Annotated in this window: 15 protein-coding genes; 9 read left to right on the top strand and 6 right to left on the bottom strand. The window is 48.0% G+C overall.

Going from position 1 to position 22,288, the window contains the following annotated elements:
* The first annotated feature begins 118 nt into the window (after window positions 1-118).
* The 3 genes from SSED_RS20275 to SSED_RS20265 all read left to right on the top strand — a co-directional run bounded on the left by SSED_RS20275 (window position 119) and on the right by SSED_RS20265 (window position 4,829).
* Entirely contained in the window at window positions 119-1,393 is a 1,275-nt protein-coding gene (locus SSED_RS20275) for a dicarboxylate/amino acid:cation symporter (RefSeq protein ID WP_012144216.1), read from the top strand.
* Window positions 1,394-1,554: 161 nt separating this feature from the next.
* Window positions 1,555-2,790 carry an urea ABC transporter substrate-binding protein gene (locus tag SSED_RS20270; protein WP_012144215.1) on the top strand — a complete coding sequence of 412 codons (1,236 nt, stop codon included), beginning with the start codon at window positions 1,555-1,557 and terminating at the stop codon, window positions 2,788-2,790.
* The gene (locus SSED_RS20265) at window positions 2,787-4,829 is read left to right on the top strand and encodes a sensor histidine kinase (protein ID WP_012144214.1); all 2,043 of its coding nucleotides are present in this window, start codon (window positions 2,787-2,789) and stop codon (window positions 4,827-4,829) included. The genes SSED_RS20270 and SSED_RS20265 overlap by 4 nt, the downstream gene beginning before the upstream one ends.
* 48 nt (window positions 4,830-4,877) lie before the next feature.
* Here SSED_RS20265 and SSED_RS20260 read toward each other — a convergent pair whose 3' ends face one another.
* Together SSED_RS20260 and SSED_RS20255 are read right to left on the bottom strand one after the other, a co-directional pair.
* A complete protein-coding gene (locus SSED_RS20260; RefSeq protein WP_012144213.1) occupies window positions 4,878-6,260 on the bottom strand; it encodes a sigma-54-dependent transcriptional regulator in 1,383 nt (460 codons plus the stop codon).
* Window positions 6,257-8,335 carry an ATP-binding protein gene (locus tag SSED_RS20255; RefSeq protein WP_012144212.1) on the bottom strand — a complete coding sequence of 693 codons (2,079 nt, stop codon included), beginning with the start codon at window positions 8,333-8,335 and terminating at the stop codon, window positions 6,257-6,259. The genes SSED_RS20260 and SSED_RS20255 overlap by 4 nt, the downstream gene beginning before the upstream one ends.
* 342 nt (window positions 8,336-8,677) lie before the next feature.
* Between SSED_RS20255 and SSED_RS20250 the strand changes: the two genes are divergently transcribed.
* Window positions 8,678-10,468, top strand: coding sequence for a flavocytochrome c (locus SSED_RS20250; protein ID WP_012144211.1), 1,791 nt, complete (start codon window positions 8,678-8,680; stop codon window positions 10,466-10,468).
* 478 nt (window positions 10,469-10,946) lie between these two features.
* Here SSED_RS20250 and SSED_RS20245 read toward each other — a convergent pair whose 3' ends face one another.
* From SSED_RS20245 to crp, 4 genes are all read right to left on the bottom strand, one after another.
* Entirely contained in the window at window positions 10,947-12,272 is a 1,326-nt protein-coding gene (locus SSED_RS20245) for an ATP-binding protein (RefSeq protein ID WP_012144210.1), read from the bottom strand.
* Window positions 12,269-12,943 (bottom strand): response regulator transcription factor, encoded by a 675-nt coding sequence (locus SSED_RS20240; RefSeq protein WP_012144209.1) that lies wholly within the window; start codon window positions 12,941-12,943, stop codon window positions 12,269-12,271. The genes SSED_RS20245 and SSED_RS20240 overlap by 4 nt, the downstream gene beginning before the upstream one ends.
* 47 nt (window positions 12,944-12,990) lie before the next feature.
* Window positions 12,991-13,329, bottom strand: coding sequence for a PepSY domain-containing protein (locus SSED_RS20235; protein ID WP_012144208.1), 339 nt, complete (start codon window positions 13,327-13,329; stop codon window positions 12,991-12,993).
* Window positions 13,330-13,411: 82 nt separating this feature from the next.
* A complete protein-coding gene (crp, locus tag SSED_RS20230) occupies window positions 13,412-14,047 on the bottom strand; it encodes a cAMP-activated global transcriptional regulator CRP (RefSeq protein ID WP_012144207.1) in 636 nt (211 codons plus the stop codon).
* 447 nt (window positions 14,048-14,494) lie between these two features.
* On the opposite strand from crp, the gene SSED_RS20220 reads away from it, so the two are divergent.
* The 5 genes from SSED_RS20220 (at window position 14,495) to SSED_RS20200 (ending at window position 21,914) form a co-directional block, all read left to right on the top strand.
* Window positions 14,495-15,271: an SEL1-like repeat protein gene (locus SSED_RS20220; RefSeq protein WP_012144206.1), complete on the top strand. Its 777-nt coding sequence runs from the start codon at window positions 14,495-14,497 to the stop codon at window positions 15,269-15,271.
* A 387-nt stretch (window positions 15,272-15,658) separates the two neighbouring features.
* Entirely contained in the window at window positions 15,659-15,985 is a 327-nt protein-coding gene (locus tag SSED_RS20215; protein WP_223295930.1) for a hypothetical protein, read from the top strand.
* A gap of 137 nt (window positions 15,986-16,122) precedes the next feature.
* On the top strand, window positions 16,123-17,469 hold the full coding sequence (locus SSED_RS20210) for a TolC family protein (RefSeq protein ID WP_012144204.1): 1,347 nt from the start codon (window positions 16,123-16,125) through the stop codon (window positions 17,467-17,469).
* Window positions 17,469-18,767, top strand: a complete 1,299-nt coding sequence (locus tag SSED_RS20205) for an efflux RND transporter periplasmic adaptor subunit (protein WP_012144203.1) — start codon at window positions 17,469-17,471, stop codon at window positions 18,765-18,767. Before SSED_RS20210 ends, SSED_RS20205 begins: the two co-directional genes overlap by 1 nt.
* A gap of 9 nt (window positions 18,768-18,776) precedes the next feature.
* The gene (locus tag SSED_RS20200) at window positions 18,777-21,914 is read left to right on the top strand and encodes an efflux RND transporter permease subunit (RefSeq protein WP_041421833.1); all 3,138 of its coding nucleotides are present in this window, start codon (window positions 18,777-18,779) and stop codon (window positions 21,912-21,914) included.
* Window positions 21,915-22,288: the final 374 nt, after the last annotated feature.

Here is a 22,288-nt window from a genome sequence, read left to right as displayed (position 1 = left end):
CACTATCGGTTGCAAAGAAGGGAACTCATTCCCTCAATAAAAGGCATCAGCACTATAGAGTGTCCGATGTTGAATTAAAAAGGCACGCAAAAAGAGGTGCCGAATTGAAGGCAGGCATATGACAAAATCACTTTCTACGCGGATCTTTATCGGTCTGTTCTCCGGATTAATATTCGGCTCCATTATTCAATATCTTCTCGGCGATATCGGCTTCTTTTCCGGTACTGTGGTCGAACTCTCCTCCGGTGTCGGCACCATGTTCGTCAATATGATCATGATGTTGGTCGTGCCGCTGGTGTTTGTCAGTATCGTATGTGGTGTTTTGGAGCTTGATGACCTTAAGAGCTTCGGTCGTTTAGGCGGGAAAACATTTGGTTTCTACATCATCAACACGCTAGTCGCAATATTTGCGGCATTGACAGTGGCACTCCTACTACAGCCAGGATTAGGGGTAGATATGTCAGGTGGTGCGGGTGCTGAAATTACCGCAACAGAGCTCCCTAATCTGGTTCAGCTCATCGTTAATATCGTGCCTAATAATCCGGTCGCGGCTTTCACCTCGGGTAACATGCTACAGGTCATCTTCATGGCACTGCTTATTGGCGGCGTGATTAAGTCTCTGGGCGATGCCGTACCTCTGTTGGTTCAAGGGTTTCAGGAAGGCAATAAGCTGATGATGAAGCTGATTACTATTGTGATGCAGCTGGCTCCCATTGGTGTTTTCGCCTTGATGCTGAAGCTGGGTGCAACACTCGAGGCGAGTATATTCCTGAGTGTACTCGAGTATCTGGTGGTTATCTTAGGCCTGTTGTTGACGTGGATCTTCATCGTCTACCCGATGGCGGTCGGTGCCTTTACTTCCGTATCGGCGAAAGAGTTCAGGGCTAAAACCCGGGAGCAGATCTTGTTCTCACTCTCTACAGCAAGCTCGAATGCTACCATTCCTGTGACCATGCGAACCTTGACCGATAAGTTAGGCGTTAAGCGTGCCATTGCGGGCTTTGGTGTCCCCCTTGGGGCGACCATGAATATGGGCGGCGTGTCTATCTATATCACTATTGCCATCTTCTTCGTTGCAAATGCCTTCGGCGCACCTATTGCGATGGATCAGCTTCCCGCCTTGTTATTTAGCATCTTCCTGCTGTCGGTGGGGGCCGGTGGTGTTCCCGGTGGCGGAATGGTGATGATAGGTGTGCTCATTCACCAAATGGGCCTGCCAGTAGAAGCATTCGCCATTGTGGCAGCGTTAGATAGGCTGATCGATATGGTGCTGACATCGTGTAACGTGGTTGGTGATGCGGCTGTCCTGACTATTGTCGATGAAACCGAGAAAGGTGTCGAGGTTGAGCGCACTGCTGAAGCTCTTCCGGTTCAGGAAACCAACCGGGCATAAGTGATTCGCTGAACGCTAAAAGCAAAAACTAACAATCGGAAAGGCCCACAGATTAACTCTGTGGGCTTTTTTTTGCCTGCATCCAACTTCCCTTCGAGTGGATAAACTTCACTTATCTGCCAAAATTAAATTTGGTGAATCCAGATTTATGACAATGACCTATGGCAAAGGAAAGAGAGTTCGCCCTCCAATGGTATCTCAGCAGATGGAGATGGTTAGCGATAGCCATACTTTTTGCTACGGGCATCGTCGCCTGCGGTACAGAAGATGATGCCACCATTAAGGTAGGTATCTTGCACTCTATGAGCGGCACTATGGCGTTCAGCGAACGGGATCTGGTCGATGTGCTCACCATGGCAATCGAAGAGATAAATGCCAATGGTGGGGTATTGGGAAGACAGCTAGAGCCTGTTTTAGCGGATGGTGCATCGAACTGGTGGCAGTTTTCAAAGGAGGCGGAGCGACTCATTGTTCAGGAGCGGGTAGCAGTACTCTTTGGTTGCTGGACCTCGAGTAGCCGTATCGCGGTTAAGCCTATTGTTGAACGTTACGATCATTTGCTCTTCTATCCACTGCAATATGAGGGGCTGGAGCAGTCGCCGAATATTATCTACACGGGCGCCACACCGAATCAGCAGATCATCCCCGGTGTTCACTGGGCGCTGGAAAATATCGGCCAGGGCGTCTACCTCCTTGGTTCCGATTATATCTTTCCCCGAGCCGCGAATATGCTGATTAAAGATCAGCTGAAAAACCGTGGCATAGAGCCTCTGGGGGAGATGTATCTGCCTATGGGATCATCAGATATCTCCCGTGCAATTGAAGATATTCGCAGGTTAAAGCCGGATCTGGTGTTCAATACTATTAACGGAGACAGTAATATCGCATTTTTCAATGGTCTGAATGGGATAAAGGAGACCAAGGTGGTCTCATTCAGCATTGCCGAACCAGAGGTATCGGCCATCGGCATCGAACAAATGTTGGGGCATTATGCCGTCTGGAACTATTTCCAGAGTATAGAAAGCCCGGAGAATCGGCAATTTGTCAGTGCATTTAAAGCGCGCTTCGGTAAAGACCGGGTCGTTAACGATCCTATGGAGGCAACCTATATCGGTATTAAGTTGTGGGTCCAGGGGGTGACTGCGGCTGGTACCTTCGATCCACTGAGGGTTAAACATGCCCTTGGTTATCAGAGTCTCAATGCGCCTCAAGGTATCGTCTCGGTCGACATGGGCAGTCAACACCTGTGGAAAACGGTCCGCATCGGACGGGTACGAAGCGATGGACAGTTTGAAATAGTCTGGCGAAGTGATTCCCCCATCAGGCCCACACCTTTTCCTAAATATCACAGTCGGTCGATCTGGCTGCAACGCTTGCAGGAGCTCAAGTATCGATGAGACGGTATAACTTATCGACTATGCTTTTTGTCTGGCTACTCTTAAGTGTCATGACTCCGACTGTGATTTTATCCGGTCTATATCTCAGTTCATTCAAGCAGGCTTTCTTACAACAGGAGCAGGTACATCTATCCCAGTTTGCCGATAATAAAGTTAAACAGATTGAAGACTATATAAGCGAACGAATCGCGGATGTATTTAGTCTGTCTCAGTCGGCAGAGACGGTAGAAGCCTTCTCTCAACTCTCCCCTCTATATCGTCAGGACGGTAAGCAGAGCCAGAATTATCATCAACTATTAGTCGAACTAAAGAAGGTATACCAACACTACCAAGATGATGGTTACCTCGACCTGTTACTTATCTCTCCCTCTGGTGAACTCCTATTTTCGTTAGGGATGAATAACCATTTGCCGCCAAGTGAGAATACTGACTCTGAGACGGTCAGCGGCTTAAATTTTGTTGTAAAGCGAGCTAAGTACTTTCTTGAGTCCTCCTCATCGAGCTTTGAGTATTATCCCCCGATTGAGCAGGCGGTGGCATTTATAGGCTCTCCCGTGTTAGTTCAAGGGCGCCTGATCGGCATCGTCGTGCTGCAGGTCGACAGTCAGATAATTCAGAAGGTGACCTTAGAGGTAGGCGGTTCGAGGTCGAGTAGGGAGGTCGTTGTCGCGGCCAGGCAGGGAGATTATTTTAGTTATCAGGTAGAGCTTAAATATGATGCGGATTCGATCGTAGGCGAACCCCAACCTATTTCGGAGTTATCCGAGTCACTCTCCAAGGCTCTGTCGGGTCGCAGGCATATAGGTGTCGATATTGATTATCGCGGAGTGGAAGTGCTTGCGGCTTCTCGTTATATCCCATCGGTACAGTGGGGATTAGTGTTCAAGGAGGACATGAGTGAAGTCGTTCAGGTTTACGATCAGATTTTTCAACTGGGGCTGCTGATCTTGTTTATTGTACTCATTGGTGTTTTGCTTGTTTCCGGCTTGCTTGGAAGAAAGTTGGCGAACCCATTTGAGTCTATGACACAGATGACCCGCTCTATTGCCTCGGGTGAGACCGATACCCGAATAAAGCCCGAAGGTTTCAGGGAGAGTTATGAGTTGGCACTGTGTTTTAACCAGATGTCTCATGCCCTCTCTCTGGCCAGAGAGACGTTAGAGCAGCAGGTCGAAGAGCGTACTTTGGAGCTCACCGATGAGATTGATTTGCGGCAGAATAAAGAGGCTGCACTGGCTGAAAGTTATAAAAAATTAAATCTGTCGATGAAAAACTTGCAAGCGATGCAGTCACAGCTCATCGAGTCGGAGAAGATGGCGGCGCTGGGGGGGCTGGTTGCCGGGTTTGCCCATGAGTTGAATACGCCTATAGGTGTTGCCATCACGGCATCTTCGCTCCTGCTGAGGGAGTTAACCATCTTAGAGCAGAGTTACACCAGTGACGAACTGACTGAAGCGGTATTTAAACAGTATCTGGATGATATTAAATCGGCGTGTACTTTGCTGGAGAAAAATCTTAAGCGTTCCGCCTCATTGGTGAGAGACTTTAAATTAGTGGCCGTCGAGCAAACAAACCTTCATAAGGAGAAATTTGTACTTCACGATTTGATAGAATCACTACTGACCAGCCTCTCTCCGGAGACAAAAAAATATCCTGTCGAAATAACCAATAGAGTTGGTGCGTATATTGTAGTTAACTCCTATCCTGGGGATTTCTATCAAGTGTTTACCAATTTAATCCTTAACTCATTAATCCATGGTTTTTCCGGTCATCAGGGGGGAGAGTTAATTATTGATGCATCGATCGCCGAAAACCTCATAACCATAACGGTTGCAGATAATGGCAAAGGCATCCCCCAACAAAATTGCAGCAGTATATTCGAGCCATTTTTCACCACTAAACGAGGTCAAGGCGGTAGTGGGTTGGGGCTCAGTATTGTCTACAACATAGTTAAACAAAAACTTCATGGTGACATCAAGGTAAGGTCGACATTAGGGCAAGGAACTGAGTTTATTATCACTTGCCCGGTCAAACATTAAGCCGCAAAGCCTTATGTTTACTTCTGCAATGAAGTTTAGTCTTTTAGCCTATTTTTCCTTAGTCATGCGTCGACTCAAGGCACTTTGACTTATTCCCAGCATCTGCGCAGCAGCTGTTTGATTATTTGCCGTACGGCTCATGGCCTCATTGATCAGTGCATTACTCATCTCGGCTAAGGTTGGCAAACTCTTTGGAAATACCAGAATATTTTGTGGAGCCTCACCTGAACCTTTTTGCTCTTTAATTGCTTCCATAAAGGGGGAGATATTGAGCTGAACACCATCGCTGCGACTCACCGCATCGAAGACCATACCCTTCAGTTCATGAAGATTCCCCGGGAAGGCGTAGTCTGCCAGTTGGCTCGCTAAATTTCCGGGTTGCTGCGGGGCATCGAGTCCCATCTCTTCGGCCGCTTGGGCGATAAAGTGGTTGATGAGCATAGAGAGGTCCAGGGTACGGTTTCTCAGTGGGGGTAATTTGATCTTGTGTGATCGCAACCTATATAGCAGATCGCTGCGAAACTTGCCGGCCTGATTCAGTGCCAGCAGATCGTTTTGAGTCGAGGTGATGATCTTACAGTTAACCGGGTAGGGGCGATCGCTGCCAATAGGGTAGTACTGTTTGTGCTCGATCACATCGACCAGCTTTGCCTGGGCTTCTAAGGGCAGATCCCCAATCTCATTGAGATAGAGCAGTCCGTTTTTAACCTGATGTAACACGCCTGCCTGAGCCGAAACCTGACCGTCTTCGTGGGTATGGAGCTGTCCGAATAGCTGTAGTTCAAACGCATCGGTACCGACCCCAGCAAGGTTCACATTGATGAACGGGGCATCGGGGCAACAGAGCTGATGGCAAGACTTGGCAAATTCATCTTTTCCCGTGCCGCTCTCACCGAAGATGAGGATCGGCTCGGGGCTCAGGGCGACGGCTTCCAGGTATCTGAACTGATCCAGCAGGGCGGGTTCACAGGTCAAAATATTATTGAAGGCCTCCGGCTGACTCAGGGTGCGGCTCAGGAAACTCTCTTTTATCCGCAGATAGTTTCTCTCCAAGCCCACGACTTCAAGGGCTCTACGGACGGTCCGGGCCAAATCGTCCACATTGTCAGTCTTGATAAAGTAGTCATAGGCCCCATTTTTGATGCAGCGCACCGCAGTATCGACCTCATTGACGCCGGTTACTATGATGACGCGGGTCTTTGGGAAATCACAGCGGATCATCTCGAGTAGTTCTTCGCCCGAGTGAAATGGCATTGTCAGATCGAGCAGGACTAAGGCGTAGTCGCCTACAGAAAGACGATTAACGACCTGCCTGCTGTCTACACAGGTATCGACTTGCGCTTCCGGAACCAGTCGATTGAGGGTCACGGCTAAGGTTCTCAACCATGAGGCTTCATCATCGACTAACAAAATATTTCGCGCGAGTTTCATCTTAGTTGCTCCAATGAAAAGAGAAGTTTGATGCATGTACCTTTGCCTTGGCGAGAGGTTATCTGCATTTCCCCCTTATGTTCTTTGATTATTCTGCTGCACACCGATAAGCCGAGCCCGGTGCCGCCGCAGGAGCGACGAGTCGTAAAGAAAGGCTCTGTTATGCGTTGTAGTGTCGCTTGATCCATACCGGAACCATTATCGCAGACGATTAAGCAGGCTTTGCCATCCACAATGCTGGTCTCTATTGAGATCATGCCGTCATCTGTGTCCGTTCCATCGTCGGGTGGCGATGCATGGCAGGCATTTTGAATAAGGTTAATCAGTACCTGATGCAGCTGCTGGGCATCACCCAAGATCATCGGCTCTGGTTGGCGCAGTTGGGTTCTGATTTTAAATATTTTAATCTGATTTGCCGTCAAACGCAGCGACACCCGCACCACTTCATTCAGGCTTAACACTTGGTGCTCGGTGGCAATATTGGGTAAGGCATACCGCTTTAAGTCGTTTACGATTCGGCTGATCCGGGTGGCACCCTCATCAATATTGAGGCAGCTATAATGCAGCTCATGTAGGGCGCGTTCCGGTTCCAGCCCTGCGATTACCCAAAAAGGGTTTTGCTTCTGGTAGGCGTCGGTTGCCGGCTGTAGATCTTTTAGTGCATCATTTAAGAACGCCACGGAATGGATAATAATTCCCGTTGGATTATTGATCTCATGGGCGATTCCGGCAGAGAGTTCGCCTAATGAGGCCAGGCGGCTCGCTTCATTATTGGCTTGTCTGAGTTGATGACGCTCCGTGGCTTCCTCCAATAGGATGACGGCCTGATCCTCCCCTATGGGGTGAATTTGGAGCTGCCAGAATTGATCCAGAAAAGTCATATCTTCAATCAGAGACTTCTGGCTGTTCAATACCTCAAGCAGAGTGATCTTCAGCTCGAAAGGTTCGCCATCGGTAAAGTGAAATTCGGGATTTTTTAACAGTTCGTTATTATTATCATTACTCCACAAACAATCACATTCCCGATTAAATAGCGTGACGCCATGGGGGATCCCATCCAGCACAGATTGAAACTGTTTTGATAGGCTGGATATTTGATGTTCGGCCTTGCGACGTTGCGTTAGCTCGACATTCAGTGAGCGGGTACGTTTTCGCAGGCTTCTGCTGATATAGCCGGTGAGTATCATGCCAAGTGCAGAGATGATACTCACCGTGATGGCCAGCCACAACATCTTCTGTTGGGTGGAGGTGAGATCGACCTTCTCTCGACCGGTACCAAACCACTTGTTGACGAGTCGGTCGTATTCCCCGGAGAGTTTTAACTGCCTGAGGGCATCGTTAATTTGGCCCATCAGAGGAGCATTAACCTTATGACTCACAAAGTTGAACGCACCATATATAAGTGCATCGCTGGAACTTCTAATCTTTGGATAGAGTGGCATCAGGCGTCTGGCGACAAAGTTCTCGGCGAGAACCACATCGACCTCTCCCTTGATTAACAGCTGAAAGCCGGTCTCATAGAGATCGACATCGACTCGCTCAAATTCCTGTGGCTGACCCGATATATAGACGTCCACGAAGGCGCCTTTCTTGATGGCAACCCGCTTACCGACAAGGTCGTGCCAGCTGTTGATAAAGGATTTTCCCTGCAATGTGTATGCTTTGGCGTGGGTGGCATAGATGGGATCAGACTGACTGAGTTTTCTGTCTATGCTGACCGGACTGACAACGGCGATGACGTCGATAGGGCAGTCGGGATCATGAACATCGGTCAGCAGTTGCTGAAATGTTTTACGTCTGACAACGATTCTTTTATCTATGAGTTGTCCAATTCTGCCTATCAGCTCGAGGTTAAATCCTTGGTCAACACCATTGTTACGCCACTCCAGTGGGGCCGTTTTTGAGTGAACACCAAACACAATACTCTTGTGTGACAAGTCTTGTGCCTGTGCGGCCAGATATGGTGCATGGAAACAGAGCACCATGACTAATATAAGAAGATATTTCATAACGGCGATTTTAACATGTTCGATAGCTAATGAACTGTGGTGATGGGCGCAAATTTGTTGCAACATACTGCTCTAGCGGAAGAACAGAACAGCCGTGAATGTCATCGAATTGAGTTTTTGTGATCCATTCATATATGGCCTATGCAAAACTGCATAACGACCTATTTAATTATGCATCTTTGCATGAGCATCTTTTTTAGCTGTGAAGCTCGCTTGATTTTCGTTTTCTCTATCTCTGTTCACCTTGAGCAAGATGCCTGGATCGCCCAAAATTAATTTGAAACAGAAAGCTGAGAATATCCTATTCTTATGGGGTCTGAAAACTCAGCTCAAATACTAGAGATGAGCTTGTAGATATCGCGACTATTTAAACAAATGAGTTGTTCTATTGAAAAGCTAGGAGACGTGATGAAAAACTTTAAAAAAGCTATATGCCTGGCCACCTTAATTGGTTCTGCAGGGATGGTAGCGAACGCAACTGCTGCTGATAACCTTGCCGATTTTCATGCTGAAAATCAAGAGTGTGATAGCTGTCATACACCGGATGGTGAACTATCTAACGATAGCCTTACTTATGAAAATGAGCAGTGTGTTTCTTGTCACGGCTCCATGGAAGAGGTCGCTGAAGAGACGGTACATGAGCATTACAATGCCCATGATTCTCACTTCCCAGGAGAGATCGCTTGTACCTCTTGTCACAGCGCCCATGAAAAATCTATGGTCTATTGTGATTCTTGCCACAGCTTCGACTTCGATATGCCGTATGTAGGCAAGTGGGAACGTCACGAGCCAAGCATTGCAGAACTTGCTAAAGATAAATCTGAGCGTGAAGCGGCATTAGCCCTCGCACCAAAAGATACTGTCGATGTGGTCGTTGTCGGTTCTGGCGGAGCAGGTTTCTCTGCGTCTGTTTCAGCCCACGATCATGGCGCAAAAGTGATTCTTATCGAGAAAGAGCCTGTTATCGGTGGTAATGCAAAACTTGCAGCCGGTGGTATGAATGCCGCCTGGACCGATCAGCAAAAAGCTAAAGGCATCGAAGATAGCCTTGAGTTGATGACTAAAGACACCATGAAAGGTGGCCGTAACATCAACGACCCAGCGTTGGTAGACGTTCTGGTTTCTCACTCAAAAGGTTCTGTCGATTGGATGACAGCCATGGGTGCAGACCTGAGTGATGTCGGTCGTATGGGTGGCGCATCGGTTAACCGTACTCACCGTCCAACGGGTGGTGCTGGTGTTGGCGCACACGTTGTCCAGGTGCTTTATGATAACGCCGTTAAGCGTGATATCGATATGCGTATGAATACACGTGGTATCGAAATCCTTAAAGATGACTCAGGTAACGTTAAAGGCCTGCTAGTTAAGGGCATGTACAAAGGCTACTACTGGATTAAGGCCGATGCCGTTATTCTGGCTACCGGTGGTTTCGCTAAGAACAATGAGCGTGTTTCTAAGCTTGATCCTAAACTGAAAGGCTTTGTATCGACTAACCAACCTGGTGCAACAGGTGATGGTATCGATGTAGCCGGTAACGCCGGCGCGGCAATGGTAGACCTTCAGTACATCCAGGCTCACCCAACACTTTCTGTGAAAGGTGGTGTGATGGTAACTGAAGCGGTACGTGGTAACGGTGCAATTTTGGTTAACCGTGAAGGTAAGCGTTTCGTCAACGAGATCACGACTCGTGATAAAGCCGCTGCTGCGATTTTACAACAAACAGGCAAATCAGCTTACTTGATTTTCGATGATTCAGTACGTAAGTCACTGAAGAAAATTGATAAGTATATTGGTCTAGGCGTCGCTCCTACTGCCGATACGCTTGTTAAGCTAGGTAAGCTGGAGAATATCGATGGTAAGGCTCTGACTGAAACCGTTGCTCGTTATAATACTTTCGTTACCAGTGGTAAAGATGCCGATTTCGAGCGTCCAAACCTGCCTCGTGCAATCAATGAAGGTAACTACTACGCTATCGAAGTGACTCCAGGTGTTCACCACACTATGGGTGGTGTGATGATTGATTCTAAAGCAGAAGTTATGAATGCTAAGAAGCAGATCATCCCTGGCCTATATGGCGCTGGTGAAGTGACCGGTGGTGTTCACGGTGCTAACCGCTTAGGTGGTAATGCTATCTCTGATATCATCACCTTCGGTAGATTAGCCGGTGAACAAGCGGCGGCTTACTCTAAGAAGAAATAGTCTTCAACTCTTTAAAGAGTGAGTAAGCTTAGAAACGAGTAACGCTCTCCGGTTTACTCGCTTCAATAAGCCATTAATGAAAAGCCACAGTCTCCGTGCTGTGGCTTTTTTATGTCTGTTTGCCATGGGCCAATGATGCTCCCGGCATCAATACGGCATTGGCATAAATGTTCCAGACATAAATACCACACCTAACCATCCATGGGGTGTGGCATAAATGCTCCAGACATAAATACCACACCTAACCATCCATGGGGTGTGGCATAAATGCTCCAGACATAAATACCACACCTTTCCATCCGTGGGGTGTGGCATAAATGTTCCAGACATAAATACCACACCTAACCATCCATGGGGTGTGGCATAAATGTTCCAGACATAAAAAAGCCAGTCGGGAGTTCCAACTGGCTTAATAAAGACCGTCAACCTATTTTAGGACTAGGCAGAGCCCGAATTGGCTCAGTTATAGCGATTGGTGTTAGAAGGTTAAACTGACTTTTAACCCACCGAATTGTTCGCTATGGGTAAATTGCAAATCAATCTCATATTGTTCGGCAATATCTTTTACGATAGAGAGCCCCAGGCCATGACCCATGGTCGCCTCATCTAAGCGTTTACCACGACTGGTCAGTTGAGCCAGTTCCTCACTCGCGACACCGGGGCCGTCATCTTCAATGATGAGACAGATGGCGTCATCTTCAATGCTTGCACCTATCTCCACCCGTGATTTAGCCCATTTGTGGGCATTATCGAGTAAGTTTCCGATGAGCTCCATGCCATCTTCCCTATGAAGGGGCAGTCTTAACAGTTTCTCCGGAATATGGATATTGCACTGAATCTGCTTATGAAAATGTACCTTGCTCAATGTCTGGCAAAGATCGTCTAAATCTTTGGGGAGTTGCATCTGAGCCGCCGGTAACATCTCTCCGGTGATCCGAGCGGCAGCGAGTTTTCTCTCGATCATCTTGTGGACTAAGTCCAGCTGCTTTTGAAGCGCTATCGCCGCATCGGGATCTTTGAGTCCCAAAGCTTCTACCTGTTGCTGCATCACCGCCAGCGGCGTCTTTAACCCATGGCTTAGATTACCGATATTATTGCGGCTTCTTTCGAGTTGCTTACTTGAGTACTGCAGCAGCTCATTGTAGGTCGAGGCTAACCCCTGCAACTCCGGAGGGATCTTTTCGATCTCTAACGAAGTTATCTCTCCCTCTCTGAGTTTTGAGAGGGCCGATTGCATATGGTTAATTGGCTTAAAAGATTGTCTCAATACCAGAAAAATGCCGGCTATCATGGTTAATAACATCGCCAGGTTGACACCCAGTTTTGTGCCGTAAATTTGAGTAAAAATTTTACGCCCAATACTCAGGTCTTGTGCAACGGTTAGAGTGGCATCGACATTGAGAGAGTCAGAGCTGAGTCCGATAGAGAGGAGTTGGATATCATGATTTTGGGGCCCTTTGGTTTGCCAGACACGACTATCCCCCTTTTTCAGTGGCAAAATTTCGAGTTTCTGATCCCAAAGCGATCTCGAGCGGATCTCCTGGTCCGGCAGATTGAGCTGATAATAACGGCCTGAAAATACCGGCTTATAGAAGCCTGATAGCTGGCTTTGATCTATGCTTAGCTCATCTCCCTGAAGGTGAGTGGCCAGCATAACCTGTTCAATATCTTCCTGTAATCTCGCGATAATCGAATCGTGGAATGCCTGTCTCAACATAGACTCGAAAAAGATAATGCCAACGACCGTCGATAAGATGACTAACCCCGTAAGCCAGAGACTGAGCTTAGTTCGAATCGATATCATTCTCTGATGCCGTGGAAGATATAACCTTGTCCACGTCGTGTCTCAATGGCTGTTTTACCTAGCTTCTTACGTAGATGGGTGACATAGACCTCTACGACATTACTCTCTTTTTCATCATCGAATTGATACAGCTTATCTGTGAGTTGAGATTTTGAGAGCAGTTTCTGTGGTGACATCAGAAAAATCTTGAGTAACCTGAACTCCATCGCCGTGAGCTCAAATAAATTCGATCCAACCATCACTGATTGTTGGTTTTCGTCGAGTGTAACTCCTGAGAAACTCAGCTCCTTCGATGGCAAGCTTGCTTTGCCGTGAGCACGCTGAATGAGTGCATGTATTCTTGCCAGCAGTTCTTGAGTATGAAAAGGTTTACCTAAGTAATCATCGGCACCGGCATTAAAGCCTTCGACCTTTTCATGCCACTGACTTCGCGCCGTTAACATGATGACCGGTGTATTAATTCCTTGGTTTCGCCAGCGTTCGAGTAGTTCGAGACCATTACCATCGGGCAGGCCAATATCTAAGATCACGCAATCGTAATTTGTCTCTTTTAGCAGGTAATCGGCTTCGGCTGCCTTATCTGTCACATCAGTAACGTAACCGGCTTGCTTGAGTTGTTTTTCGAGTTCTTCAACGAGTAGCGCATTATCTTCAACGAGCAGTAGTTTCATATTAACCTGTCATCAAATGGTATCGTTGTCCCAAATGAAACATTGAACTAATTCTCAAAAGCTCTGCAGTCATTGGGTAACGATTTATAGGGATCGGGCTGTCCGGTACTAGCGTCCAGACTCAGATCTATGATTTGGCCACGTTGAGCCTTAATTTGCAAATCATAACGCCACTTTCCATCTTCACGATAAAGGTGCGCATCGATAAGTTTGCCGTCACAAAAATGCTTGGTTTTAGATAGGGTCACATCGAGAGATAGAATTTTTCCTGAGCTAACCAATTGTTTAGCTTCATAATGTTCAAGTTCAATCAGGCTGGATGTGTGTCCTGTCATTGGCATTAAGGCCGCAAGAGCTAAAAAGCTAATAAACAGTGCCCTTGTCATTAATATTATCTCCAAAAAAAATGGCCTGAGATTATCTCAGGCCACTTTATCGAAGCTGTCTTAAATCTAACTTAATGTTAGCTTAGCGCGTGCCGTAAACCACGATTGTTTTACCGTGAGCTTGAATCAGGCTTTGCTCTTCAAGCATCTTAAGAATACGTCCCACAGTCTCACGTGAACAACCAACAATTTGACCAATCTCTTGACGAGTGATCTTGATCTGCATGCCATCCGGGTGAGTCATTGCATCAGGCTGTTTTGCCAAATGTAATAATGTTTGAGCGATTCTTCCTGCGACATCAAGGAATGCAAGATCACCAACTTTCTGGCTGGTGCTATGCAGACGATATGCCATCTGAGAAGAAAGCTTCATCAAAATTTCAGGGTTAACCTGGATAAGCTGCTTAAATTTCTTGTAAGATATTTCTGCAATTTCACAAGGTTGCTTAGCACGTACCCAAGCAGTTCGTTCGGCTTGCTCTTCAAACAGACCAAGTTCACCGATGAAGTCGCCTTGATTCAGGTAAGAGAGGATCATCTCTTTGCCTTCTTCGTCTTTGATCAAAACAGCGACAGAACCTTTAACGATGTAATAAAGCGTATCCGATTCTTCACCAGCGTGGATCAAAGTGCTTTTGGCTGGATACTTATGAATGTGACAGTGTGATAAAAACCATTCCAAAGTAGGATCCGGTTTAGGCTTACCAATCAGAGCCATGCCTATGTTCCTCGACAGTTTAATGTAAATACAAGAATATGCTAAATAAGCAGTTTACGTCAATTAAGTCAACAAAACCTAGATAGAGATCTAGGTTTAGAAAGAATGAATGTTCGTAACAGGCTATCTATATTGATGTTTATTTTGATACATTAGTGATATAAGTCAACTAATACCGTATAAATATGCATTGATTGGTTTAACAATGCCGACTTAATCACATCTTACCTCCGTTTCCGGTCGAACTTGTTCGATATTTATTTGTCATAAACTGAGTGTGAAACACACTTTTTCTCGACTTTGGCTGTTAAATCTGGCTAACTCAGGGGAAATGAGCGTTTTGTATTGAGTTTTTACTGCTTTTTTTTTGTTGTTCCAATTTATTTTTTTCAACCGTAAACCCCCTTTGCGGGCTGGTTCGTATGCAGATTTCGATAGGAGTTGTTTTTGAAATATCATCCGTTATTTGTAGGCGTTGGTTTTGTCATATTACTCTTGACGAGTACTACAACTAATGCATTTTCAATTCCTCAGCCAGTGGCAGAAGTCGCAGCGAGTAAATTAGCCCATATTCAGCTGAAAGCCTCTCAAGGCGAGAAAGAAGCACAGTTTCTTCTCGGCCTCATGTATCTGTCCGGACGTTTCGTAGAGCAAGATCAAGAACAGGGGATTAAATGGGTCTCACTGGCAGCAGAGCAGGGTCATCCTAAGGCTCAACAGACGCTGGCCGATCTCTCATTCGAAGGCAATATTATTGAACGTGACCTGACGGTTGCAGAGCGCTGGTATCTCTCTTTAAGCGAACAGGGCAATAAGTGGGCTCAATTCAGGCTCGGTTTTATCTATGCCGCCGGTGGGAATGGTGTGGAACGGAACTGTGGTAAAGCAGTTGACCGATTCAGTTCGGTCGGCGATGAAGTTTCATTGGGGAATGTTGCCTGGATCTTATCTACCTGTCCGGAAGAGGAATACCGAAATGGTGATAAAGCCCTGCAGTTAGCACAGAGCCTGGTTGATTCGAATCGTGATGATCCGACTAACCTTGATAATCTGGCTGCGGCCTATGCTGAAACCGGTGACTACAGTGCGGCGATTATGACGCAGCTAAAAGCCATCGATGCTCTGAAGCATAGCGAAGAGGCACATCGTTCGGGGGAGTTTGAGGAGCGTCTTCAGACCTATGAGCAGAATAAGCCTTTCCGCGAAATCGTTCCCTTGATGTAATCAAACACGTTGAATCTCCGGGCCATCTAATACCAATCGGTATAAAGATGATGGCCTTGGTCATATCTGGTTATTCACCCCCCGATTCTTAGTGCTGTATCACGAAAATTTCATTTACCCATGTAAATTAGTCATTATCGATATCTTGTTTCTAGATCTTAAAATCTGACTCTGGTCTAATACGGCATTAGTTTAACAGGGGGGGGAATACCGCCTCACTCTGAATTGCGAGCTTTAGTTTCACTCTTTAGTTCGAGAATCATTTTAGTTCGATAGTCATTTTAGCTCGATAGTCATTTGATTAGGAAATATTGCTTGTTCAACACGAAGGCTTCAACACAGGTTTTACAATCTAAGTTGACACTGGTTCTCCTGCTGGTGGTTTTCGTGTCTCAGTTATTTCCAACCTGTGTGGCGTCAGACATCCACACGAATGAACTTGCCTCAAAAGATGCCTCACAAGAGGTCTCGCAAGCTCAAGCGGTTCCTTTCGGTGAAAAGCAAGAAGATTGCTGTCATGTTCAGGGGCACATCTGTCATGTCTCTGCGGCCAGCGAGCAAGAGGAACATGATGACGATTTTCATACCTCCTGCCATCCACCTATGGAGCTACACTTTGCCTGTGACGTCAATCGAGTCGAAGGTGAAAGTCCGTTTCTTATAAGTTACCAAGATAGAAATTACGCACCACCCATTCCCCCTCCTCATAGTTAACTCCACGTTATTTATATAATTTTTATTTATTAAATCTGCCTGCAACAAGTTGTGGCTGAGGTGAGTTGCCGTGTCTATTTTCGATAAGACGCGACTCGCATCGTCATGTGTTCAGGCGATAACCGGAGTTTATTCTCGTGAAGAGATATCAAGAGATCACACTCGTGGCCTGCCAACGTGCGCTGGTCACCGTGAGTCTGTGCGTGCTTGCATTATATGCAGGCAAGAGTGTTGCCCAGTCAGACCAAGGCAAGGTTAATCTGCCTTGGGTACTGGAAAAAACCTTGCTCAACAATGTTCAACTACAAAGCTTTCCCTATGAACTCAGGGTCAGTGAAGCCCTGACCATACAAGCTGGGATCTCGCCTAATCCTGAGTTTTCTGTCGAAGTTGAAAATGTGCTGGGCACAGGTGAGAGACAAGGCGTCGATAATGCCGAGATCACTCTGGCATTAAGCCAACTTATCGAGCTGGGTGGTAAACGTCAGCGCCGCGTCGATGTGGCTCAAGCCACAGAGCGTCAAAAGCTAAGTGAATATGAGATATTGCGTCTGGATATCCTGGCCGAGGCCACAGGGCGTTATTATCAACTACTGCGCCTGCAAGCCCTGCAAGACTGGAGCGAAAGACGTTTTTTGGTTGAGCAGACCGCTTTGAAGGCGATAGAGTCTCGCGCCAATGCCGGGGCGGTGATTCAAGCCGATGTGACTAAGATGGCCCTGCGTCTGTCTCGAACGAAGGCGGTCAAGGAGCAGCTCGATGGCGAGACAAGGCTTGCCCGACTGCGCTTAGCGGCCATGTGGTCGAGGGAACCTCACTTCACCCGTGCCCTTGGTACTCTGGACCTGTCATTGACGCTCCCCACAGCGGCGAGCGTGCTCAACGCTATCGAAACCGCTCCTCAATATCTGCAGCTGTTAAGCGTCGAGCGTTTGATGTACGCCAAGCGCCGTATGGAGGAATCTAAGGCGCAATATGATGTGACATTGGGGATGGGAGTTCGAAGTTATGAGGGGTTCGATGACGGTGCCTTGATGTTCAACTTCTCTATGCCCATTCCTCTCTCTAATCCCAACCAAGGCAATATATTGGCCGCTAAAGCCAATGAAGACAGGGCGATGGAGCAGCAAAAATTGGTCCGCGGTCAACTAAGGCTTTCATTGATGGAGATTCATCAGGTCATGGTCAATAACGCCCGGCAAGCAAGCCGTATCCAACAGCAAGTTTTGCCTCTGGCACAACGGTTACTCGAAGACACCCAAGGTGCCTATCAAACGGGGCAAACCAATGTACTGCAGCTGGTCGATGCCCAATCTGAGCTGTTTGCCATAGAGCGGGAGCTTATCGAAGTCAAAGTGGCTGTCTATCAACAGAGGCTAGAACTCGAGCGCATTACCGGACAATCAATGACTGCCACTGACTCAAACTTTAGCTCAAATGCACGTTCAAACATGACGCCGTTTGTGGCACAGGAGAACAGATAATGAATTTTAAATTGAATCAGCTTTCATCAGCATTTATGGCGGCAGCTATCACTCTATCGGCCTTGAGCTTTTCAACTCTGCTACCGGGAAATTTAGCCTGGGCCAGTGGCGATCACGGTCATGGCCATGAAGAGAAGGAGGAGCACGTTCCCGAGGGACCTCATGGTGGCAGACTCCTGCACAGTGGTGAGTTTGAGGTTGAGATCACTATGGTCGAGTCGGGGATACCGCCGGAGATGCGTGTTTATGCTTACCATAAGGGCGAGAAGTTGGACCCAAGCGAGATAAAACTCGAGCTTCTGCTTAATCGCCTCGGCGGCAAAACAGACAAAATAAGCTTTGTCATTGAAGAAGATTATCTGGTGAGTGAGCAGAGCGTCGCCGAGCCTCACTCTTTCGAGGTGGAGGTCCACGCAGGCTTTAAGGGCGAGTCTTTCGACTGGCACTACGACAATTACACTGGCCGGACTGAGATTAACGATCGGCTATTGAAACTTTCCGGGATTCAAACTCAGCAAGCCGGTAGTAAACAGCTCACCTTTGTGGATACTCTGTTTGGGGTCGTCGCCCCTATTGCCGATAAGCAGTTTAGTGTTAATGCGCCTTACGCCGGGGTTATCGAACGGCTTCATGTCAGCATAGGTGACTCGGTTGAAAAGGGACAAATCATCGCAACCGTGCGCAACTCAAGCACACTGCAAACTTATCAGGTCAAGAGCCCTGCCAGCGGTCAGGTTACCGAGCAGTTGTTGAGTCTGGGTGACAACACCTTTAATCGCGCCTTAGTACGTATCAGCGATCTGTCGAGTGTCTGGATAGATCTCTCTGCCTTCCCCAAGAGCATAGATAAGCTTTCTCTGGGTCAGCCCGTGACCATAGGGGATGATCACAAAGATATAGATCACAATGCCGAAAATGTTAGCGCTTCAGCCCGCAGCACCATCAGTTATATAGCGCCAACCATGACAGGCGGTCACATCGCCCGCGTGCGTGCCGTGATCGAAAACGAACATGGACACTGGCGACCTGGCATGCACATTCAGGCCGATATTGAGACCCGTACTAAGCGGGTGCCTTTAGCGGTGCGCGTCGATTCGCTGCAAACCTTTATGGAAAATCCGGCCGTATTTGTAAAGCATGGCAACACCTTCGAGGTGCGTATGCTGAAACTTGGCGAGAGCGATGGTGCGTATGTCGAAGTGTTGGCCGGACTGGATAGTGATAGCGAATATGTCACCGAAAATAGTTACTTATTAAAAGCGGACATCATGAAAAATGCCGCTAAACACGTGCACTAGGAGCCAATTATTATGGATACAATCATCTCCTTCGCGTTAAGGCGGCGGTTACTGGTGCTGGCGATGACCCTACTCATCGCGCTATTGGGTGTCTACAACACGTTAAAGTTACCTATCGATGCCGTACCCGACATCACCAATGTACAGGTACAGATAAACACAGCGATTGCTGGCTACTCTCCACTCGAGTCTGAGCAGAGACTCACCTATGTGGTTGAAAATGCCATGGCGGGGATACCTAATCTGGATCATACCCGCTCTATCTCCCGCTATGGCCTGTCTCAGGTGACAGTGATCTTCGATGAAGGCACTGACATCTATTGGGCAAGGCAGCAGATCGCCGAGCGACTTCAGGGGATCCGTGGTGAGTTACCTGTGGAGGCCGAACCGGCACTTGGCCCTGTGAGTAGTGGCCTGGGTGAAGTGTTTACCTACTCAATTCGCGCCCTCGATGGGGCATTGAAAGAGGACGGCACCCCCTATAACGCCGAAGATCTGCGTACTATTCAGGACTGGATCATCCGCCCTCAGCTGGTCAAGGTGCCCGGGGTTACCGAGATCAACAGCCTGGGAGGCTTCGAGCGGGAATATCAGGTCGCGCCGGATCCCGGTAAGTTACTGGCGTTTAAGGTGACCATCGATGATGTTATCTCGGCGCTTGAGCGTAACAACCGTAATGTGGGTGCAGGTTACATAGAGAGAAATGGTGAGCAGTGGTTAGTCCGCTCACCGGGACAACTTAAAGATCTGGAGGAGATCCGCCAAGTCGTTGTGACTAAGCGAGACGACGCGCCGGTTCGCATCGGCGATGTGGCCGAGGTGTTCTACGGTAAACAACTCAGAACCGGCGCCGCGACTCAAGATGGTGAAGAGACAGTGCTGGGCACCGCCTTTATGCTGTTGGGTGAAAATAGCCGCGTCGTCGCTAAAGAGGTGGGTGACAGGCTAGAACTGGTTAATGCCAGCCTGCCCGAGGGCATAGTGGCAGAGGCGGTATATGACAGAACGGATCTGGTCGACAAGGCTATCGCCACCGTGCAGAAAAATCTGTTCGAAGGTGCCGTACTGGTTATCGTCGTGCTGTTTGCCTTGCTTGGGAACTTTCGCGCGGCGCTTATCGCAGCCCTGGTTATTCCGCTCAGTATGCTGTTTGCCATCACTGGAATGACTGCTAACCGCGTCTCAGGCAATCTGATGAGCCTTGGTGCTATCGACTTTGGCATTATCGTCGATGGTGCGGTTATCATCGTCGAGAACGCATTGCGTCGACTCGGTATGGCCCAACATAGCTACGGCAGGCTTCTCTCATTGGAGGAACGTCTCAAGGTGGTGTTCGATGCGACAAAAGAGGTGTTCCGCCCGGCGGTATTTGGTGTCCTGATAATCATGCTGGTCTATCTGCCTATCTTTGCACTCAGTGGTGTCGAAGGTAAGATGTTCCACCCAATGGCATTTACCGTGGTTGCTGCGCTTATCGGTGCACTTATCCTTTCGGTTACCTTCGTGCCAGCCGCCATCGCCATTTTTGTTAAGGGTAAAGTTAACGAGAAAGAAAACTTCCTGATGGTTAAAGCGCGTAGCATCTATGAGCCGGTGCTGTTCTTCTCTCTTAAACGCCCTGTCATCATTGTCGTCACCGCGATAGCCTTGATGAGCGTCACCACCTATCAGCTCAGTCGCTTAGGCTCTGAATTTCTGCCTAAACTCGATGAAGGTGATATTGCCATGCACGCCATGCGCATTACGGGTACAGGCCTCGAGCAGTCAACCGAGATGCAGAAAAAACTCGAGTTGGTTATCGGTGAGCTTGATGAGGTCAAGCATGTGTTCTCGAAAATTGGTACTCCCGAGGTGGCGACCGATCCTATGCCGCCAAGTGTTGCCGATACCATCTTGATCATTAAGCCTCGCGATCAGTGGGCCGATCCGACCAAGAGTAAAGAGCAGTTTATCGATGAACTGAGAGAACATGTTGAACAGGTCCCAGGCAATAATTATGAGTTTACCCAGCCTATCGAGATGCGCTTCAACGAGTTGATTGCCGGAGTACGTGCAGATGTTGCCTTGCGAATTTATGGTGACGATCTCGATACCCTTAAAGCTGCAGGCGACCGCGCCGAGGCCCTGTTCCATAAACTCGATGGCGCCAAAGATGTTCGTGTCGAGCAGATGTCTGGTTTACCTACGCTGTCTATCGAACCTAATCGGGATCACTTAGCCTTGCTGGGCCTCACCATAGTCGATGTGCAGCAGGCGCTGCAAACAGCAGTCTCAGGTGTACCTGTTGGTCTCATCTATGAGGGAGATCGCCGCTTTAAACTCGTGGTGCGTATGGCTGATAATATCAGCCAGGATCTCAGGGCGCTGGAGAGGCTGCCAATCGCCTTGCCGACAGAGCTAAATCCCGATCTCAGTTATGTCCCCCTTGGCGAGGTGGCCGATATTAAGTTCAAGGTGGGGCCAAACCAGATCAATCGTCAAAGCGGTAAGCGCCATGTGGTGGTGACCGCGAATGTCGAAGGTCGGGACTTGGGCTCCTTCATTAAGGACACTAAGGCGCTGATGGGGAGTGAGCTTAAGCTGCCCAGTGGTTATTGGAGTGAGTACGGTGGCACTTTTGAGCAGTTAGAGTCGGCATCTAATCGCTTGATGATCTTAGTACCGCTTACTCTGCTACTCATCTTCGGCCTGCTGTATAGCGCCTTTGGCTCAATCAGGGACTCGTTGATCATCTTCAGTGGCGTGCCGCTGGCATTGACCGGTGGCGTCTTGGCACTGGTGCTTAGAGATATGCCACTGTCTATATCGGCGGCGATCGGCTTTATCGCCCTGTCGGGCATTGCCGTGCTAAACGGTGTGGTGATGCTGAGCTTTATTAAGGAGCTCAAGCAGCAGGGATTCGAGCTGATGGAGGCAATCAAGCAGGGCGCGAGTCAGCGACTTCGTCCGGTACTCATGACCGCACTGGTGGCAAGTCTTGGATTTGTCCCTATGGCATTGAACGTCGGCACTGGTGCCGAGGTACAGCGTCCGCTCGCAACTGTGGTGATTGGCGGCATCGTCTCTTCGACCTTGCTGACTCTCGTTATCCTGCCCGTGCTCTATCTGCTGGTGTATCGTTTCAGCAATAGAGAAGGCGTTAACTAGGTTCTAGATACGAGGTTCGAGGTTCTAGTTCCTCGGACCTTCATTGAAGGAACTTACTGAGAGGTGCCAGTTTCGAGGTCCTAGATCTTAGATCCTAGGAACTGTGGCCATTTTTATGATCCCGCATACTCAAGGACTTCTTATAAACTCATCTTATAAACAAGGAGTCAGATCAAGCATAGAGGTGGAATTTACTGAAAAGGTGCGAGTTTCGAGGTGCGAGATTCTAGGAACTAATTTTAATCCTCGTACCTTCTTTGAAGGAACTGCCGGCATACTCGAGGACTGATTTTAAATCAGGAGCAGAGCAAGCGTAGATGTGGAATTTACTGAGAGGTGTTAGGTTCGAGATCCTAGACTCTAGGAACTCGGGC

It is taken from the genome of Shewanella sediminis HAW-EB3 (assembly GCF_000018025.1).
GTDB classification, from domain to species: Bacteria; Pseudomonadota; Gammaproteobacteria; order Enterobacterales; family Shewanellaceae; genus Shewanella; species Shewanella sediminis.
Note: the sequence above shows the minus strand (reverse complement) of the source record. Positions and strands in the feature narration are given on the sequence as shown.

Bases quoted from the DNA above. Each gene is read 5' to 3' on its own strand.
- SSED_RS20275 (WP_012144216.1), top strand. From the start codon at position 119: ATGACAAAATCACTTTCTACGCGGATCTTTATCGGTCTGTTCTCCGGA.
- SSED_RS20270 (WP_012144215.1), top strand. From the start codon at position 1,555: ATGGCAAAGGAAAGAGAGTTCGCCCTCCAATGGTATCTCAGCAGATGG.
- SSED_RS20265 (WP_012144214.1), top strand. From the start codon at position 2,787: ATGAGACGGTATAACTTATCGACTATGCTTTTTGTCTGGCTACTCTTA.
- SSED_RS20260 (WP_012144213.1), bottom strand. From the start codon at position 6,260: ATGAAACTCGCGCGAAATATTTTGTTAGTCGATGATGAAGCCTCATGG.
- SSED_RS20255 (WP_012144212.1), bottom strand. From the start codon at position 8,335: ATGTTGCAACAAATTTGCGCCCATCACCACAGTTCATTAGCTATCGAA.
- SSED_RS20250 (WP_012144211.1), top strand. From the start codon at position 8,678: ATGAAAAACTTTAAAAAAGCTATATGCCTGGCCACCTTAATTGGTTCT.
- SSED_RS20245 (WP_012144210.1), bottom strand. From the start codon at position 12,272: ATGATATCGATTCGAACTAAGCTCAGTCTCTGGCTTACGGGGTTAGTC.
- SSED_RS20240 (WP_012144209.1), bottom strand. From the start codon at position 12,943: ATGAAACTACTGCTCGTTGAAGATAATGCGCTACTCGTTGAAGAACTC.
- SSED_RS20235 (WP_012144208.1), bottom strand. From the start codon at position 13,329: ATGACAAGGGCACTGTTTATTAGCTTTTTAGCTCTTGCGGCCTTAATG.
- crp (WP_012144207.1), bottom strand. From the start codon at position 14,047: ATGGCTCTGATTGGTAAGCCTAAACCGGATCCTACTTTGGAATGGTTT.
- SSED_RS20205 (WP_012144203.1), top strand. From the start codon at position 17,469: ATGAATTTTAAATTGAATCAGCTTTCATCAGCATTTATGGCGGCAGCT.